Here is a 17,352-nt window from a genome sequence, read left to right on the forward strand (position 1 = left end):
AAGAATTAAACTGTTTATTCGTAATGAATTAACTGTTAGTCACTCTTTAAGACTTGATAATTTTTAGCGTCTTGCGACGTTAAGATATCAGTGCTTATGAGTGCCCACACAGATTGTCTGATAAATTGTTAAAGAGCAGTGCCACCGTATTTCCGGGTGGCGCGGGCTGCGTATATTACGCTTTCCCGCTACAGAGTCAAGCATTTATTTTTACTTAACTTTGCCTGACAGGCCGGTTTGTTTGCCGTTGTGCCGTGTCAGTGGTGGCGCATTATAGGGACTAATCTCTCGCTGGCAAGCTCTGTTTTGCAAAAACTTTATCAACCGTTGTTTTTTTACTCAATTGGAGGCAAAAGCGGCAAAACCTCAAGCTTTTGGAACCCATAACGAGATAAAACGGGCATTAAACAGGCAGTTTCAGGCGTGAGTGCCATACAGTAGGCAATATTCTCATCCGTTGATTTTGCATCTGGCGCTTCATGCTCTAATAGCCAGGCGGTTCTTCTTGCTATTGCCGCACCAGAATCAATCAAACGCGTGCCTTCCGGTAATACCTGGGCCAGTTCTTCTTGTAATAAAGGGAAATGTGTACACCCGAGCACAACAGTGTCTGGCGGCTCAGCCATTTTTAACCACGGGCGCAAGATATGGCGCAGTTCATCAAGGGATACCGGTTGTCCATGTAATTTATGTTCAGCCAGTTCAACCAGTTCGGCAGACCCCAGCATTTCAATACGGCATTCATGAGCGAAACGGTCAATCAGTTCACGCGTATACGCCCGGCGGACTGTGCCACGAGTTGCCAGTAACCCCACAACCCCGTTTGCGGTCAGGCGCGCGGCTGGCTTAATAGCAGGAACCACCCCCACTACAGGGAAAGCGAATTTTTCACGTAATGCGGGCAGAGAAACAGTACTTGCGGTATTGCACGCAATAACAGTCAGGGCAAGCGGAGTGCGTTTCTGGACGGCAGTAACAATGCTGACGACACGCTCAACGACAAACTCTTCACTTTTTTCACCATAAGGAAAAGCAACGTTATCGAAAGCGTAGATGTAATGGAGATCCGGAAGAAGATGCCGGATCTCATCATAAACCGATAACCCACCGACTCCGGAATCAAAAACCAAAACGGAGGGTCTTGCATCAGAAGGTGTAGCTGCCAGACAAGTAGTACTCTCGTCCTGCAGTTTGGTAGCCATAAGCTGTCTCGTAATTTTTATCGAACAGGTTTGCTATTTTACCACGAACTGTCAGATGAGAGGTCACTGGATACGATGCAGCAATATCAACCGTGCTATAACTCGGCAAAATTTGTTGTGACGGATTGTAGTCGGACGAATTATTGTCATAACGTTTTCCATAGTACTGCCAGGACACATCCATACCGACATCAAACATCGTCCAGTCCAACTGGTATTTAGCCTGCCGTTTAGCACGACGAGCAAGAACCTCACCATTCTGGTCATTACGAGGGTCCATATACTGTAGCGTTACACGGTGGGTAAAAATGCCGGTATCAACACTGCCAGTCCATTCAATGCCTTTTATTGTTGCCGAATCAATATTGGCATAGGCACCGTCATAGGTTACCGGGTCAGTGTAATAGGTAATGAGGTTACGAATTTCTTCGCGATATGCTGACAAACGCCAGTCAACAGGCCCGCTTAACCCTTCCAGGCCAAACTCCCACTGGCGAGATTCTTCAGGCTTGAGGTCAGGGTTTGCAGCAATGCCAAAACGAGTGGAACCAAACTCTTGACCAAGCGAAGGCGCCAGGAACGCAGTACCATAAGAAACAGATGCACGATACCCATCAACGAATTCCCACCCTAATGCACTTTGCCAGGTGCTATGCCAGCCAAGCTGCTCATCATGATCGCTACGCCCGGATGCTTCAAGAGTAAAATCTCCAACTTGCTGCTGCCCGGTCAGGTAGATACCGGTGTTATCTCGCTTATAAGTGTCAGAAACTGTGGTATCTGAAGAACGCAGGCGCTGTTGTTGCCAGTCAACACCAGCACTCACTGAACCGTGCCCAACGACAATATTATTTCCCCATTGAATATTGCGTTGCTCAATTTGGTCCAAAGAGGTGCCATCGTTATAACGCCCATAAATACTGCTGTAATTGTAATCTTTTTCTTTCTGGTAGCTGGCAATAAGTTGCGAAGAGTATATCCCTGAGTTGAAGTGTATCCCTGCATCAAAAGAGCGGCTATAAAGCTGTTCTTCATCCGCACTGTATGCCGCACTATATGGCGCACTACCTAAATCGTAATCTGTGTTATTGCTATAGCCATAACCACGAATAAAACCATCAAGATTCTCGTTGAACTGGTGCTGTAAGCCGCCCCAGAAAGACTTACTACGCCAACCATCACGGTCATTATCATGAGACCAGGTTGAGCCAGGCTGCACATTAAAGCCTTTAGTACTCTGATATGAGCCGGCAAGTGTAGCAACTGTATTATCAAAACGTTGGCGCCAGGCACCATCATACTGCTGAAAGCCTTTTGACCCCGTCCCTACATTAATTTGAGATTTTGCATTGTCATCCTGGGTAATAATATTAATTACCCCGCCAATTGCACCAGAACCATAAACCGATGACCGTGGCCCACGTATATATTCAATACGTTGAACCAGAGATAGTGGAATTTGGTTGAAATCAACAGTATTGGAAATTCCTGGGCGAACTACCGGAACACCATCAATCAAGACCAGAACATGGCTGGCACTGGTTCCCCGAATAAACATAGAAGAAGTTTGCCCCATACCACCGTATTGAGCGATATCCACACCGGGTAAGCGACGCATCACATCATTTAGTGTTTTCGCCTGCCATTTATTAATTTCTTCTCTTGTAATGACTTCAGTCGGTGCCAGCACACTACTCACAGGTTGCTGAAAACGGCTGGCCGTTACAACCATAGTATTTGATTGATTGTCTTGCGACCAGGCAGAAAAAGCCGTGACAGAAGCGGCTGTCAGCAGCGAGAGTTTTTTTATCATCATTAAAATAAGCATCCGGAGATTCTTAAGGATGCCGCAGGCTCACTCTATAGCACGCGATGAGTGATCAATTGCGACGTGTATCCGGCAGGTCTTCGGGCTTAATGGTTTTTCCAGGATGAAAACTTCCCACCTGAATTCTGTTTAATGCAGAAAATAAGCAGTGTTTGCGATAAACGCTATCATCCAACCAACTATTACCGCTGCGCGTCAGCTCCAGATTTACACTGGATTCCCTTTTAACTCATGGAGGCCGGAAAATGCATGCTACATTCGCCCTATATAGATGTCCAGACTTCCGAAAATTGAATTTGATAATAACGAGGCTGGACAATACGCCACCATTCCCTACAATCCCCCGCGTAATTTCTTATTCAGGACAGCAGGTATGACCCCCGAACATCTCCCGACAGAACAGTATGACGCTCAACTGGCTGAAAAAGTGTCTCGCCTTAAAGCGATGATGGCCGCTTTTGCAGCGCCTGATGTAGAGGTGTTTCGTTCACCGGCCAGCCACTACCGCATGCGGGCCGAATTCCGGGTCTGGCATGAAGGTGATGATCTTTACCATATTATTTTCGACCAACAAACCCGCCAGCGCATTCGGGTAGACAGTTTTCCGGCAGCCAGCGAACTGATTAATGCACTGATGGTTGCCGTTCTGGATGCCGTGCGCGCTCAACCTGTGCTGCGCAAAAAGTTATTTCAACTGGACTACTTATCCACATTGAGTGGTCAGGCAGTTGTCTCTTTACTGTATCACCGTGCACTGGATGACGACTGGCGCGCGGCAGCAGCGCAACTGCGCGATACCCTGCGAGCACAAGGTTTCAATGTGCATCTGATTGGGCGCGCAACAAAAACAAAAATCACGCTCGACCAGGACTTTGTGGATGAAACGCTGCCTGTGGCCGGGCAACCAATGGTTTACCGCCAGGTGGAAAATAGTTTCACCCAGCCAAATGCCGCCATGAACATTCAAATGCTGGAATGGGCACTGAACGTGACTAAAGGCGCTACAGGGGATTTACTGGAGCTTTATTGCGGTAACGGGAATTTTTCACTGGCACTGGCACGTAACTTCGACCAGGTACTCGCAACCGAAATCGCTAAGCCGTCCGTAGCAGCGGCGCAATACAACATTGCGGCAAACCATATCGATAATGTACAAATTATCCGGATGTCTGCAGAAGAATTTACCCAGGCAATGCAAGGTATCCGGAAATTTAACCGACTGGAAGGCATTGATTTACAAAGCTATCACTGTAATACCATTTTTGTCGATCCGCCGCGTAGCGGATTAGATAATGAAACACTTAATATGGTGCAGGCTTACCCGCAGATTTTATATATTTCCTGCAACCCGGAAACCTTATGTAATAACCTGCAAACTCTTTCCAGAACACACCACCTTTCACGCCTGGCACTGTTTGATCAGTTCCCTTATACCCATCATATGGAATGTGGTGTATTGCTTAGCAAAAAATAAACGCTATCAGCACACCAATAAAAAAGGCGCATCTGCGCCTTTTTTATTATCTGTAACAACACATTAGTTGTCTTCGCGGCGAGCGCGGAGTTTGTAGAAAATCCAAAACAGCAGCACCACAGACAGCACTGATGGCAGGAAATTGGAACCAATTGATGGGTATTCAGCACGCACCACAGCACTGTATACCAGCACGCCCAGGATAAAACAGGCAGCGGCAATCCCCGGCAACCCTTCAGGCATTGTTCGGTTTTGGTAACGCTGATGCAGGCAATACACAGCCAGTACCAGAGATATTATGGGAAACAGGGAAAATGGTACAATTGAACTAAACAGCGCTGAACATGCGCCATTAATGGACAAACCGGCGATGAGCGCCAGTAGCAGAGTCGCTTTTTCTTGACCAGATTGTTTCATTGCTCGTCCTTCACTCTTCAGAATGTTGTGCCATCTTTTCTTGTTCGCGGCGATACCAGTAGTAGGCCCCTTTAGAAATCATACGCAACTGTAACACCAGCCGCTCTTCAAGTTGCCGCCGTTGTTCTATATCGACATCCAGAGCTTCAGCACCCGCACTGAACACAATCGTGACCATTGCTTCTGCCTGTGCCTCCGTAAATGACCGCGGCATACGATTTTCGAGTTCTAAATAATCCGCAAGTTCCGCAATAAAATGTTGGATCTCGCGTGCAACGGCTGCCCTGAACGCAGCCGAAGTTCCCGAACGTTCCCGGAGAAGAAGACGGAATGCATTGGGGTTGTTGCCGATAAACTCCATAAAGGTGGATACCGATGTCCGAATAACACTCCCACCACGTGCAATACGTTGCCTGGCCTGCCGCATCAACTGACGCAGCATAAGGCCACTCTCGTCAACCATCGTAAGGCCCAGTTCATCAACATCACGAAAATGCCGATAAAACGACGTAGGCGCAATACCAGCTTCACGCGCGACTTCACGTAAACTCAGGCTGGCAAAACTACGCTCAGCACTCAACTGGCTAAATGCAGCCTCGATTAACGAACGGCGAGTACGTTCTTTTTGTTGCGCTCTTACACCCATCATGGTCGCCTGAATCCTTCCACTCCTGTTGGCACTATACCAGAGAATCGAACCTGCTGACTTGCCCAGGATTGTGACTGATTGTTTATCTGGGCAATATTACGTCAGAATAAAATTCACCCAATCTATATTGGGTTATCTCCTCACAAATGTTACTATCATGTTGCTCTAACGTATAAAAACAGGTAAGCCTTACCATGCCACATTCCTACGATTATGACGTAATAGTAATTGGGTCCGGCCCCGGCGGCGAAGGCGCTGCAATGGGTCTGGTGAAACAAGGAGCCAGAGTCGCCGTCGTTGAGCGATATCATAATGTCGGCGGTGGATGTACCCACTGGGGAACTATTCCGTCGAAAGCGCTCCGTCACGCAGTCAGCCGTATTATCGAATTCAACCAAAACCCACTTTATAGCGACCACTCCCGACTTCTGCGCTCTTCCTTCGCCGATATTCTGAACCACACCGAGAGTGTTATTAGCCAACAAACCAGCATGCGCCAGGGCTTCTATGAACGTAACCACTGCGAGATTCACCAGGGCAATGCATCGTTTGTCGATGAGCATACACTTGAGCTCGAATATCATGACGGTACCATCGAGCAGATAACAGCAGAAAAATTTGTTATTGCCTGTGGTTCGCGGCCTTATCGCCCTCAGGATGTCGATTTTTCCCATCCACGAATCTACGACAGCGACTCCATCCTCAATCTTCACCATGAACCGAAGCATGTCATTATTTATGGTGCGGGTGTAATTGGTTGCGAGTATGCCTCAATTTTCCGGGGAATGAATGTCAAAGTTGACCTGATCAACACCCGTGACAGGTTGCTGGCGTTTCTCGATCAAGAGATGTCAGATTCGCTTTCTTATCACTTCTGGAATAGCGGCGTTGTTATTCGCCACAACGAAGAGTACGAACGAATTGAAGGTGTTGATGATGGTGTGATTGTCCACCTTAAATCCGGTAAGAAAGTCAAAGCCGATTGCCTGCTGTATGCCAACGGGCGCACGGGTAACACTGATTCACTGGCGATTGAAAATGTCGGGTTAGAAGCGGACAGCAGAGGATTGCTGAAGGTAAACAGTATGTACCAAACCGCACAGCCCCATATTTACGCAGTAGGGGATGTTATTGGCTACCCAAGCCTTGCATCCGCGGCCTATGATCAAGGACGTATTGCGGCTCAGGCCATTATTAAAGGCGAAGCATCCGCGCACCTGGTTGAAGATATTCCAACAGGCATTTATACCATTCCGGAAATCAGTTCGGTGGGTAAAACAGAACAACAGTTAACTGCAATGAAAGTGCCCTATGAAGTGGGCCGTGCACAGTTTAAACACCTGGCCCGGGCACAAATTGTCGGTATGAATGTTGGTACGCTGAAGATTCTCTTCCACCGCGAAACAAAAGAAATCCTGGGGATTCACTGTTTTGGAGAACGTGCTGCAGAGATTATTCATATCGGCCAGGCAATCATGGAACAGAAAGGTGGTGGTAACACGATTGAGTATTTCGTTAACACCACCTTTAACTACCCGACCATGGCAGAAGCCTACCGGGTAGCTGCGCTGAACGGCCTAAACCGCTTGTTTTAGCGCACTGTCGAAGTGACCAGCCATCTGTTTACGGATGGCTTCTGCCAGTTGCTCATAACGGCTGCGAAGCGGTGACCCGGGACGATATACCAGGCCAATGGTTCTGCGGGGTTCAGGTTTATAGCACGGCAGATAAACCACACCATCACGGCGTTTTTCGTGAGGTACCGCGAGGGCTGGCAGTAATGTAATACCGCTGCCAGCCGCAACCATATTACGCAGGGTTTCAAGGCTGGTAGCCCGGAAATGCGTGTCTTCATCGGCACCAGCTTCAAAACAGAACCCCATTGCCTGGTCACGCAGGCAATGCCCGTCCTCCAGCATCAGTAACTTCTCACCAGACAAATCGGACATGGGCACACGGTCACGATCCGCCCATGAATGCCCTTCATAAATGGCCAGCAACATCGGCTCATCAAACAATGGAACTTCAATAAAGGCTTCACTTTCCTTTACTAAAGCAAGGATAGCGCAATCCAGTTTTCCACTATCAAGCTGCGCAAGCAATTGATGGGTTTGGGCTTCATGCAGGTACATTTCCAGCTTTGGAAAAGCCTGGTGAAGCGCCGGAATAATGTGGGGCAGGAGATAAGGCCCTACTGTAGGAATCAGGCCGATATGCAATGGCCCTGACATTGTCTCTCCTTGCTGACTTGCCATTTCCTTGAGTACTTTCACTTCACGCAATACCGTACGTGCCTGGTCCACCAGCAATAAGCCTGCCTGAGTGAATAAGACTTTACGACTGGTACGCTCCAGCAACATCACACCCAGTTCATCTTCCAGCTTACGGATTTGTCCACTTAACGTAGGCTGGCTGACATGACAGGCATCGGCAGCACGACGAAAATGGCGGTGTTCGGCTAACGCGACTAGATATTCAAGATCACGAATATTCATTCATCTCCCTCCGGGGCCACGATAGCCCTTGGCGATAGATAGAATAGCAATCAGCGATTATCCCTATCAAGCATCTTTTGACATAATGCATCTCACAGCAGCAAAGCTCGTGAAATGACCCTCACTTATTGCTGCGACCAGAGATTCTCTCTGACATGAAAAAGCCAACGTGAACGTTTAGCGGACAGTAATGTCCGCTTTTTTTTGCCTGTTTAACACACCAGAGCTTTCCCTGGGCTGAGGTATAAAAAAGCCCGACCAAAGCCGGGCGCTAAAGGAGCAAACAAAGATTAAACTAAACGCTGCTTCGCTTCTGCTATTGCCTGCGTGACCTGTGCGGGAGAAACACCGCCTTTAGCAGCACGTTTATCCAGGCAAGATTGCAAAGATAAAATGGGGTAGACATCCTCACCAATACTGGTACTGAATTTTTGTAATTCCACCAGAGGTAAGGCTTCCAGCGCTTTGCCCTGACGAATGGCTTCAACCACCGCTTCACCTACAATGTGATGAGCTTCACGGAATGGCACACCTTTCGCAACCAGGTAATCAGCCAACTCAGTCGCATTCGCATAACCCTGCTCTGCTGCTTCCTGGCAACGCGGGCGTTTCACCTGAATGCCGTCCAGTACCAGCGCCGCCATATGCAGGCAATCCAGCCAGGTATCCAGTGCGTCAAACAGCCCTTCTTTATCTTCCTGCATGTCTTTGTTGTAGGCCAGCGGTAACCCCTTCAGGGTCATCATCATGCCGGTCAATGCACCCTGAACACGGCCACACTTGCCACGAATCAGCTCCAGTGCATCCGGGTTCTTTTTTTGCGGCATCAACGAAGAACCGGAAGTAACACGGTCAGACAGTTCAACAAAACCGGCTTCGCCAGTATTAAAGAAGATAAGGTCTTCCGCGAAGCGCGACAAATGCACCATCCCAATAGATGCGTCAGACAGCAACTCCAGCACATGGTCACGGTCGGAGACACTGTCGAGACTATTGCGTGTCGCACTGGCAAAGCCGAGCCACCCGGCCAGTTGTTCGCGGTCAATCTCATAAGCAGTACCAGCCAGAGCACCACATCCCAGCGGGCTGACGTCAAGGCGCTTTAATGCATCCTGCAGGCGGCTTTCATCACGCGCCAGCATTTCGACATAAGCCAGGCACCAGTGAGCGAACGTAACAGGTTGTGCACGTTGCAAATGGGTATAGCCCGGCATAACGGCATCCTGATTAGCTTCAGCTGTTGCTACCAGCGCTTTTTGCAGCTCACGGCTGGCACTGAGCAGATAAGTAATCTGGGATTTACACCAGAGTTTTAAATCAGTTGCGACCTGGTCATTACGGCTACGCCCAGTGTGAAGTTTTTTACCCAGCTGGCCCACTTTCTCGATAAGTTTGCCTTCCACCCAGCTGTGAATATCTTCAGCGTCACTGGTCAAAATGGCTTCCGGCGATGCCTGAACTTCTTCCAGCAGAACATTGAGTGCGGCTTCCAGTTGCAGTTGTTCATCTGCAGTCAGTACACCAACAGTGACCAACGCTTTAGACCAGGCGACAGAACCCACAATATCCTGCTCAGCCAGCCGATAATCAAAGCGTAATGAGTCGTTAAACTGCTTAAACCGTTGATCCGCTGCCTGAGTAAAACGCCCGCCCCAAAGTGCCATAATCCGCTCCGTAATACATGAATCCTGTTTAAAAAAGGCCCCCATATTGCCCGTGTCTACGCAACATGGGGGATAAAACTAAAAACTTATTTCTTCTGTTCGTTCAGCGCACGAATACGTGAAGACAGGGAGAACAACCGAATGAAGCCGCCAGCATGGCTGTGGTCGTAAACTTCATCTTCACCGAAAGTCGCGAACTCTTCGCTGTACAGGCTGTTAGGTGATTTTTTCTGAATAGCAGTGACCCGGCCTTTATACAGCTCCAGTACCACTTCACCATTCACTTCACCTGCCAGGGATTCTGCAGCTGCCTGCAAAGACTGGCGCAGCGGTGCAAACCAACGGCCGTCATAAACCACGTAGGACATTTCCAGGCCAACCTGTTCACGCCATTTGAAGCTGTCACGGTCCAGTACCAGCTGCTCAACAGCACGCAATGCAGCCATCATAATGGTGCCCCCTGGGGTTTCGTAGCAACCACGAGATTTAATACCCACCAGGCGGTTTTCCACGATATCAACACGGCCAACGCCATGTTTGGAACCCAGAACATTCAGTGCTTCCAGGCATTTGAACGGGCTCATTGCTTCACCGTTCACAGCAACCACTTTACCGTGCTCAACAGTAATGGTGACTTGCTCAGCGGCATCCGGCGCTTCTTTCGGGTCAACAGTCCATACCCAGCAATCTTTATTCGGTGCATTCCACGGGCTTTCCAGCACACCGCCTTCAGTAGAGATATGCCAGGCGTTTTCATCACGGCTGTAAATTTTTTCCAGAGAAGCGGTTGTCGGGATGTCGCGCTCTTTCAGGTATGCCAGCAATGCTTCACGGGAACGCAGATCCCATTCACGCCATGGAGCAATGACCTTGAGACCAGGAGCCAAGGCAGCCCATGCAGACTCAAAACGAACCTGGTCATTACCTTTACCAGTTGCGCCGTGAGCCAGTGCATCCGCACCCACTTTTTTCGCCACATCAACCAGCGCCTTAGCGATCAGCGGACGAGCCATGGAAGTACCCAGCAAGTAGCTGCCTTCGTACAGTGCACCGGTTTGCAGTACCGGATAAACATAATCACGAATAAATTCTTCACGCAGATCCACAACGTGGCATTCAATCGCTCCGGAACGCAGCGCTTTTTGTTCAACCCCTTTCAGATCATCACGATCCTGCCCAATATCCACTACGCAGGCGACAACTTCGCAGCCCTGATAGTTTTCTTTCAGCCAGGGAATGATAGCGGAGGTATCCAGACCACCGGAGTAGGCGAGAACAACTTTTTTGATGCCGTGATTTTGCATTTTCTTTTCCTTCAAGAGCGCATTAGGCCTGACCCTGCAGACCATATGGAGTCGTTAAACGTGTAGTGCGTTACGCAATGATACGGGTACCAATCGCAACACCATTGAATAGCGAGGGCAATTGCTCCGCATGGCGCCATGAGGCGATATCTACCGGGCGTCCAAGTGTACGCGCAGCATCCAGTGCAGCATTAACTTTCACAATCATCCCATCGGTAATGATGCCCTGAGCAATCAGTTGCTCCGCTTTTTCAGCTGTCATTTCAGCAATACGCTGGCCTTTACCATCCAGGATACCACTCACATCTGACAACAGGATTAAATCAGCACCCAGAGTTGCAGCCAGAGCCGTGGCAGCCTGGTCTGCGTTCACATTCATCAGCAGGCCATCTTCTGTTATGCCAATAGAACTGACCACCGGGAGGAACCCACCGGCTAATAGTGAGTTCAGCAAACGGTCAGAGCCCGGTTTTGCCAGGCCAACATGGCCCAGGGATGCGTCCAACTGAGTGACGGTCACACTACCACCATCCGCAAGGCACAGCCCTACAGCATCAATATGGTGTTTCTGAGCCCAGGCGAGCAATGTTTTATTTGCCGTACCGGCCAGTGCCCCAGTGATAATGTCTATCTGATCTGCCGGGGTAACCCGCAAGCCATTTTTTTTCTGCACGGGCAGAGCCAGTTTCTTCATTAATTCATCAACCAGGCAGCCACCACCATGGACGATAACCAGAGGGCGCTGGTGGGACTCGCGGTACGTAACCAGTGCAGCAAACAGGCGTTCCAGTGCTTCTTCACTATCCAGCAGAACACCGCCTAACTTAATAATTAATGGATTCATCATCTCACCTGATTGCTTTAAATAAGAGCCTGAGTCTCTGTAAAACCAAACCGAATATTTGCGCACTGCATCGCCTGAGCAGCTGCGCCTTTGAGCAGGTTATCTTCCGTGGCGACAACAATCAGATGCTGCCCCTGTACGGCAAAACCGATATCACAGAATGGTAAACCAACAACATTTTTCAGTGCAGGCACACCTTTCTCATAAAGCCGAACCAACGGCTTATCACCATAAGCCTGTTGGTACACCGCCGCAATTTGCTGCTGAGTAACCCCATCCTGCAAACGGCAGGTGATGGTTTCCAGGATACCGCGTGGGAAGTTCCCCAGATGCGGGGTGAAAATAATATCCGCGCCAAGATGCGATGCGATTTCAGGCTGGTGCCGGTGGGTGAACACACCGTACGGCTGCAGGCTGACTTCGCAGAAACTGTTAGACAGTGACGCTTTACGCCCTGCACCACTCACTCCACTGGTGGCATTGATAACCGGCCACTGAGTGAGATCCAGCAGACCATTATCAATCAACGGTTTCAGCGCCAGTTGTGCGGCTGTTGGGTAACATCCCGGAACAGCAATTAAATCAGCCTGCTTAATTTTGTCTGCCTGCCACTCAGCAAGGCCATAAACAGCGCTGTCGAGCAAATCTGGATGCTGGTGAGTAAAACCGTAATACTGGGTATAGAACTCAGCATTATTAACCCGGTATGCCCCGGATAAATCAAACACCACACAACCCGCAGCAAGAAACTGCGGAGCCAGGTCATGGCTGACTTCATGGGCCGTGGCGAGGAAAACGACATCAACACCTTGCGTAAATTCGCTAATATCAGACATAGGCTGAAGCGGCAAATCCACAATCCCTTTCAGTTGAGGGTGAAGACTTGAAAGTAACTTTCCTGCATCTGAACTTTGCGCAGACACTGTCAATGCGGTTATGTTCATATGAGGATGGCGATTCACATAGGAAGCAAGCTCTGCGCCGGTATAACCGCTGGCACCTACAATCAGCGTATTCAACATTGGGGTTGTATACCTTCTTTCCGTCATTTTTAACCTGGCTTCGGCCTCTGCCGGAACCGCGTATTACTGGTTTACTCTTTGCCCTGTAACAGCAGAGCAAGAAAAGATTCATTTCTGAGCAATGTTAATGTATTTTTATTCATTAATTTTGCATGATTATCTATACTATTGTGACCCAGGACATGTCAACAGTGAAGATGAAATTACCGCCTTTTATCGAGATATATCGAGCGTTGATAGCAACGCCATCTATCAGTGCAACCGAAAGTTCACTGGATCAAAGTAATGCTTCTTTAATCAATTTGCTTGCAGGCTGGTTTGGCGACCTGGGGTTTCAGGTTGAAGTCCAGCCAGTCCCTGGTACACGTAATAAGTTTAATATGCTTGCCCGTATCGGCCAGGGTGCTGGCGGGTTGTTGCTTGCCGGGCATACCGACACCGTGCCATTTGACGACGGCCGCTGGACTCGCGACCCGTTTTCATTAACTGAACACGACAATAAACTTTACGGGCTGGGCACGGCAGATATGAAAGGTTTCTTTGCCTTCATTCTTGATGCACTGCGTGATATCGACGTCACCCGCCTGACCAAACCGCTCTACATTTTGGCAACCGCCGATGAAGAGACCTCCATGGCCGGTGCTCGCTATTTTGCAGAAAATACACAAATCCGCCCGGACTGCGCCATCATTGGCGAGCCTACCTCATTGCAACCGGTGCGCGCGCACAAAGGGCATATGTCCAGCGCCATCCGGATCACCGGGCAATCAGGGCATTCCAGCGATCCCGCCAGGGGCATTAACGCCATCGAGCTGATGCACGATGCAATTGGTCATATCATGGCGTTGCGCGACGACCTGAAATCCCGTTTCCACCATGGTGCGTTCACCATTCCATATCCAACACTCAACCTGGGCCATATTCACGGCGGTGATGCATCCAACCGCATTTGTGCCTGCTGTGAATTACATATGGATATTCGCCCATTACCCGGCATGACACTGGATGATTTAAATGGCTTGCTGCAAGAGGCCTTATCGCCTGTAAGCAACCAGTGGCCTGGCCGCCTGGATATTTCCGAGTTACATCCACCAATTCCCGGTTATGAATGCCCGGTGAACCATGAACTTGTCGCAGTGGTGGAAAAACTGCTCAATACACCAACAGAAGTCGTTAACTACTGTACAGAAGCACCGTTTATCCAAACCTTGTGTCCAACGCTGGTACTTGGCCCTGGCTCTATTAACCAGGCGCACCAACCTGACGAATACCTGGAAACCCGGTTTATCAAACCCACACAAGAACTGATAACCCAGGTTATCCATCATTTTTGTTGGCATTAAATCAGTGGTAAGACCAATTCACTCTTTTGTATCAGGCAAAAGAGTGAATTAGTAATATTTAACATTTTCGCGCGAAAATAATCGGTATTTCCGCGTGAAAGTGCTGGAAATCAGTGTAATTCCATAAGAATTACTTATCGGGGGCCAGCAATATTAAATTTCATAAATTCACCAAATTTACGTGTTTGCTGAAGCGATTTCGCAGCAATTGACGAATGGAAACTAACGTGGCTTTATAAAAGGCGGTGTTTAACCCGCCAGGGTGAAAATCAATTGCATTTAGATGGGGTGTCTGGGGTCATATGAACGAACAATATTCCGCTTTGCGAAGTAATGTCAGTATGCTCGGCAAATTGCTCGGGGATACCATTAAGGATGTTTTGGGAGAACACATTCTTGATCGTGTAGAAACAATCCGTAAATTGTCGAAGTCTTCCCGCGCTGGCAACGACGCAAATCGGCAGGAGTTACTGAATACTTTACAGAACCTGTCTAAAGATGAACTACTTCCTGTAGCACGCGCCTTTAGTCAGTTTCTGAATCTTGCCAACACAGCAGAGCAATTTCACAGCATTTCAGCCAATGGTGAATCAGCGAATAGCCCTGAAATTATTGCAAAAACAATTAAAAAGTTAAAAGCACAACCCAATTTAACTGAAGCTGCGATAAAAGAATCATTAGAATCTCTGTCACTGGAATTAGTGTTAACCGCGCACCCGACAGAAATTACTCGCCGGACACTTATTCATAAAATGGTGGAAGTGAATAATTGTCTTAAACAACTGGATCACAGTGATATTCCGGAATATGAACGTAATCAGATAATGCGCCGTCTGCGCCAGCTGATTGCCCAGTCATGGCATACCGATGAAATTCGTAAACACCGCCCGTCCCCGGTTGATGAAGCTAAATGGGGCTTTGCTGTTGTTGAAAACAGCCTGTGGGATGGTGTACCTGGCTATTTGCGTGAACTGAATGAACAGTTGGAAGAGCATCTTAACTACAAGTTACCTGTTGATTTCGTTCCGGTACGCTTCACTTCGTGGATGGGTGGCGACCGCGATGGCAACCCAAACGTTACCGCCGATATTACTCGCCATGTTTTATTACTCAGCCGCTGGAAAGCCACTGACCTGTTTCTGAAAGACATACAGGTGCTTATCTCTGAACTTTCAATGGCAGATGCCACACCTGAACTGCTTAAACTGGCCGGTGATGAACATAGTGAAGAACCTTATCGCCATATCCTTAAAGGGTTACGCAGCCAGTTAATGGCTACCCAGACCTGGCTGGAAGCCCGGCTGAAAGGGCAGAAATTGCCACGCCCACAAGGTTTGCTCACGCAAAACGAACAATTGTGGGATCCATTATATGCCTGCTACCAGTCACTGCACGCTTGTGGCATGGGTATTATTGCTAATGGTGAGTTGCTGGATACACTGCGCCGCATCAAATGCTTCGGTGTTCCACTGGTTCGTATCGACATTCGCCAGGAAAGTACCCGCCATTCAGATGCCATGGGTGAAATCACTCGCTATCTGGGTCTTGGCGACTATGAAAGCTGGTCTGAAGCCGACAAACAGGCATTCTTAATTCGCGAACTGAATTCCAAACGCCCGTTACTGCCTCGCCAGTGGCAACCAAGCGACGACACGCGCGAAGTGCTGGAAACCTGCAAAGTCATTGCCGAAGCGCCGCGTGGTTCTATCGCCGCTTATGTTATTTCCATGGCGAAAACGCCGTCTGATGTCCTGGCCGTACACTTACTGTTGAAAGAAGCGGGTATCGAATTTGCTCTGCCAGTCGCACCGCTGTTTGAAACACTGGATGACCTGAATAATGCCAACGATGTGATGACTCAGTTACTGAACATTGACTGGTATCGCGGGTTTATTCAGGGCAAACAAATGGTAATGATCGGCTATTCCGATTCTGCCAAAGATGCCGGTGTAATGGCCGCTTCGTGGGCACAATATCAGGCACAGGATGCCCTGATTAAAACTTGTGAAAAAGCAGGCATTGCATTGACACTGTTCCATGGACGTGGTGGTTCCATTGGCCGTGGTGGCGCACCAGCCCATGCGGCTTTGCTGTCTCAACCGCCAGGCAGCCTGAAAGGTGGTCTGCGTGTTACCGAACAGGGCGAAATGATTCGCTTCAAATATGGTGTGCCTGAAGTCACTATCAGTAGCCTGTCGCTCTATACCGGGGCAATTCTGGAAGCCAACCTGTTGCCGCCGCCAGAACCGAAAGCCAGCTGGCGCAACATTATGGACGAATTGTCCGTACTTTCCTGCAATATGTACCGGGGTTATGTGCGCGAGAACAAAGACTTTGTTCCGTATTTCCGCTCCGCAACACCTGAGCTTGAACTGGGTAAATTGCCGCTGGGTTCCCGCCCGGCAAAACGTCGCCCTAATGGTGGTGTGGAATCCCTGCGCGCCATTCCGTGGATTTTTGCCTGGACACAAAACCGTTTAATGCTACCAGCATGGTTAGGAGCAGGTGCTGCACTACAGAAAATTGTGGATGATGGTAAACAGGACCAGTTAGAAAGCATGTGCCGCGACTGGCCATTCTTCTCCACACGCCTTGGCATGCTGGAGATGGTCTTTGCAAAAACCGATTTATGGCTGGCCGAATACTATGACCAGCGTCTGGTGAAACCAGAGCTCTGGCCTCTGGGCCAGGAACTGCGCAAACAACTGGAAGCTGACATCAAACTGGTGCTGGCTATTGCCAATGATTCCCATCTGATGGCCGACTTGCCATGGATTGCGGAGTCTATCACTCTGCGTAATATCTACACCGACCCACTGAATGTTCTGCAGGCTGAGTTGCTGCACCGCTCACGCCAGGCCGAGGCCGAGGGCAGTGAACCTGACCCGCGAATCGAACAGGCACTGATGGTGACAATTGCCGGGGTTGCGGCCGGGATGCGTAATACAGGTTAACCGGTTTAATACATAACTGTTCAGACTCGCGCTGGCGGGTAACACAGAAACCCGGAAGCATGCTTCCGGGTTTATTATTCCGCAATTTACCGCCTTCAGCGCAATATTTTCCTGTTTCTGCCGCAGTAAACTGCCCATTAGCGCACTCCCATTGCA

13 protein-coding genes and 1 riboswitch are annotated in these 17,352 nt (G+C 49.0%); of the genes, 4 read left to right on the plus strand and 9 right to left on the minus strand.

Features of this window, described 5'->3' with window-relative positions:
* Positions 1-335: 335 nt before the first annotated feature.
* Positions 336-1,202, minus strand: a complete 867-nt coding sequence (gene murI / locus A9B99_RS07085) for a glutamate racemase (protein WP_064596100.1) — start codon at positions 1,200-1,202, stop codon at positions 336-338.
* On the minus strand, positions 1,147-3,015 hold the full coding sequence (gene btuB / locus A9B99_RS07090; RefSeq protein WP_082917839.1) for a TonB-dependent vitamin B12 receptor BtuB: 1,869 nt from the start codon (positions 3,013-3,015) through the stop codon (positions 1,147-1,149). The genes murI and btuB overlap by 56 nt, the downstream gene beginning before the upstream one ends.
* A gap of 69 nt (positions 3,016-3,084) precedes the next feature.
* Positions 3,085-3,288, minus strand: a riboswitch (cobalamin riboswitch).
* Between the two features lie 115 nt (positions 3,289-3,403).
* Between btuB and trmA the strand changes: the two genes are divergently transcribed.
* A complete protein-coding gene (trmA, locus tag A9B99_RS07095) occupies positions 3,404-4,504 on the plus strand; it encodes a tRNA (uridine(54)-C5)-methyltransferase TrmA (RefSeq protein ID WP_064596103.1) in 1,101 nt (366 codons plus the stop codon).
* 63 nt (positions 4,505-4,567) lie between these two features.
* On the opposite strand, the gene A9B99_RS07100 is transcribed toward trmA, so the two are convergent.
* Both A9B99_RS07100 and fabR read right to left on the minus strand, forming a co-directional pair.
* Positions 4,568-4,921, minus strand: a complete 354-nt coding sequence (locus A9B99_RS07100) for a YijD family membrane protein (protein ID WP_064596105.1) — start codon at positions 4,919-4,921, stop codon at positions 4,568-4,570.
* 10 nt (positions 4,922-4,931) lie between these two features.
* Positions 4,932-5,570 (minus strand): HTH-type transcriptional repressor FabR, encoded by a 639-nt coding sequence (gene fabR, locus A9B99_RS07105; protein WP_064596107.1) that lies wholly within the window; start codon positions 5,568-5,570, stop codon positions 4,932-4,934.
* A gap of 194 nt (positions 5,571-5,764) precedes the next feature.
* Between fabR and sthA the strand changes: the two genes are divergently transcribed.
* Positions 5,765-7,165, plus strand: coding sequence for a Si-specific NAD(P)(+) transhydrogenase (gene sthA / locus A9B99_RS07110; RefSeq protein WP_064596109.1), 1,401 nt, complete (start codon positions 5,765-5,767; stop codon positions 7,163-7,165).
* On the opposite strand, the gene oxyR is transcribed toward sthA, so the two are convergent.
* The 5 genes from oxyR to argC all read right to left on the minus strand — a co-directional run bounded on the left by oxyR (position 7,148) and on the right by argC (position 12,899).
* Positions 7,148-8,065, minus strand: coding sequence for a DNA-binding transcriptional regulator OxyR (gene oxyR, locus A9B99_RS07115; protein ID WP_064596111.1), 918 nt, complete (start codon positions 8,063-8,065; stop codon positions 7,148-7,150). The two genes, sthA and oxyR, sit on opposite strands and share 18 nt — an antisense overlap.
* A 290-nt stretch (positions 8,066-8,355) precedes the next feature.
* Positions 8,356-9,729 (minus strand): argininosuccinate lyase, encoded by a 1,374-nt coding sequence (argH, locus tag A9B99_RS07120; protein WP_064596113.1) that lies wholly within the window; start codon positions 9,727-9,729, stop codon positions 8,356-8,358.
* Between the two features lie 86 nt (positions 9,730-9,815).
* Positions 9,816-11,033 (minus strand): argininosuccinate synthase, encoded by a 1,218-nt coding sequence (locus tag A9B99_RS07125; protein WP_036115872.1) that lies wholly within the window; start codon positions 11,031-11,033, stop codon positions 9,816-9,818.
* A gap of 70 nt (positions 11,034-11,103) precedes the next feature.
* On the minus strand, positions 11,104-11,880 hold the full coding sequence (gene argB, locus A9B99_RS07130; protein ID WP_074388776.1) for an acetylglutamate kinase: 777 nt from the start codon (positions 11,878-11,880) through the stop codon (positions 11,104-11,106).
* A 14-nt stretch (positions 11,881-11,894) separates the two neighbouring features.
* Positions 11,895-12,899, minus strand: a complete 1,005-nt coding sequence (gene argC / locus A9B99_RS07135; RefSeq protein WP_064596116.1) for an N-acetyl-gamma-glutamyl-phosphate reductase — start codon at positions 12,897-12,899, stop codon at positions 11,895-11,897.
* A gap of 191 nt (positions 12,900-13,090) precedes the next feature.
* On the opposite strand from argC, the gene argE reads away from it, so the two are divergent.
* Positions 13,091-14,242 (plus strand): acetylornithine deacetylase, encoded by a 1,152-nt coding sequence (argE, locus tag A9B99_RS07140; RefSeq protein ID WP_064596282.1) that lies wholly within the window; start codon positions 13,091-13,093, stop codon positions 14,240-14,242.
* Between the two features lie 302 nt (positions 14,243-14,544).
* Entirely contained in the window at positions 14,545-17,196 is a 2,652-nt protein-coding gene (gene ppc / locus A9B99_RS07145; protein ID WP_064596117.1) for a phosphoenolpyruvate carboxylase, read from the plus strand.
* The last annotated feature ends 156 nt before the right edge of the window (positions 17,197-17,352 follow it).

The sequence above is a fragment of the Mangrovibacter phragmitis genome (assembly GCF_001655675.1).
GTDB lineage: Bacteria > Pseudomonadota > Gammaproteobacteria > Enterobacterales > Enterobacteriaceae > Mangrovibacter > Mangrovibacter phragmitis.

Bases quoted from the DNA above. Each gene is read 5' to 3' on its own strand.
- argC (WP_064596116.1), bottom strand. From the start codon at position 12,899: ATGTTGAATACGCTGATTGTAGGTGCCAGCGGTTATACCGGCGCAGAG.
- A9B99_RS07125 (WP_036115872.1), bottom strand. From the start codon at position 11,033: ATGCAAAATCACGGCATCAAAAAAGTTGTTCTCGCCTACTCCGGTGGT.
- oxyR (WP_064596111.1), bottom strand. From the start codon at position 8,065: ATGAATATTCGTGATCTTGAATATCTAGTCGCGTTAGCCGAACACCGC.
- trmA (WP_064596103.1), top strand. From the start codon at position 3,404: ATGACCCCCGAACATCTCCCGACAGAACAGTATGACGCTCAACTGGCT.
- argB (WP_074388776.1), bottom strand. From the start codon at position 11,880: ATGATGAATCCATTAATTATTAAGTTAGGCGGTGTTCTGCTGGATAGT.
- ppc (WP_064596117.1), top strand. From the start codon at position 14,545: ATGAACGAACAATATTCCGCTTTGCGAAGTAATGTCAGTATGCTCGGC.
- fabR (WP_064596107.1), bottom strand. From the start codon at position 5,570: ATGATGGGTGTAAGAGCGCAACAAAAAGAACGTACTCGCCGTTCGTTA.
- sthA (WP_064596109.1), top strand. From the start codon at position 5,765: ATGCCACATTCCTACGATTATGACGTAATAGTAATTGGGTCCGGCCCC.
- btuB (WP_082917839.1), bottom strand. From the start codon at position 3,015: ATGATAAAAAAACTCTCGCTGCTGACAGCCGCTTCTGTCACGGCTTTT.
- argH (WP_064596113.1), bottom strand. From the start codon at position 9,729: ATGGCACTTTGGGGCGGGCGTTTTACTCAGGCAGCGGATCAACGGTTT.
- A9B99_RS07100 (WP_064596105.1), bottom strand. From the start codon at position 4,921: ATGAAACAATCTGGTCAAGAAAAAGCGACTCTGCTACTGGCGCTCATC.
- murI (WP_064596100.1), bottom strand. From the start codon at position 1,202: ATGGCTACCAAACTGCAGGACGAGAGTACTACTTGTCTGGCAGCTACA.